Annotated in this window: 1 protein-coding gene; it reads left to right on the top strand. The window is 62.0% G+C overall.

Annotated elements, in window-relative coordinates:
* Positions 1-950, top strand: a 950-nt coding sequence (locus FY112_RS37280; protein ID WP_246700575.1) for a tetratricopeptide repeat protein, incomplete at its 5' end; no start/stop codon positions are given.
* Positions 951-990: the final 40 nt, after the last annotated feature.

The following is a 990-nucleotide window of genomic DNA, read 5'->3' as shown; positions in this document are numbered from 1 at the left end:
ATCAGCGAGCGCTGGCGATCCACCGCACCAAAGACGATCCTATCGCTGCGGCGAGGATATTGCGCAAGATCGGCCGTTTGCATCTTGATGCAGGACGCCGCGATCAAGCGGAGGCATATTTGGCCGAAGCCGAAGCGATGATCGCAACGATCGATGCGCCGGTCGAACGTGCGCATGTCCTGCAGGAGCGCGGCCATCTGGCCTTCCGCATGGGGGATCAGTCCGCTGCCGCAGAGTGGGCGACGCAGGCGCTGCAATGCCTGCAAACGCTGCCGATCGACGGGACGACCGAGGCCGGACGGGAGACGGCGCGAGCGATGGCGGAGGCGCTGAATACCAAGGGTGCGGCCTTTGCGCGGCTCGGACGTCGCCGCGAGGCCGTACAGGAAGTGGAGCGCAGCCTCTCCGTTGCCGAAAAGGCCGATCTGCAAAGTGCCGCCTGTCGCGCCTATTCCAATCTCGGCGTTCTCTACACGATTGTCGATCCTGCCAACGCCATCAGAATCTGCCGGCGCGGTCTGGAGGTTGCGACCCGTATAGGCGATCTCGGCTTCCAGGCGCGCCTTCTCGCCAACCTCGCAGTCGCATGCTGTACCTTCACCGATCGCTGCGCCGCCGAGGGTGTACCAGCGGCGGAGAAGGCCGTCGAAATCGACCGGGCGCTCGATCAGCGCGACCATCTTTCCGTGCCGCTGATCGTGCTGGGCCAGATTCATCAGTGCCACGGGCAACCGAAGCTAGCTCGTAAGTATTACGAAGAAGCCCTTGAGGTTGCGAAGGAAATTGATGAACCGCAACTGCTGTTTCCGTGCTATGATGGCTTGGCGACACTCAGCCTTGAGCATGACGACATGGACGAGGCGGAACGGTATTTCACGCTGGCACAGGATGTCTGCATCCGCCACAACCTCGATCCCGGCACGCTCGTCGTCCTGCCGTTTCTCGACTGACCTGTCCTCGTTGCAGTGATCGCCGGAGATCGATTAGGAA

Origin of the sequence: Rhizobium sp. PEPV16 (assembly GCF_008919455.1) — a bacterium.
Lineage (GTDB): Bacteria > Pseudomonadota > Alphaproteobacteria > Rhizobiales > Rhizobiaceae > Rhizobium > Rhizobium leguminosarum_Q.
Note: the sequence above shows the minus strand (reverse complement) of the source record. Positions and strands in the feature narration are given on the sequence as shown.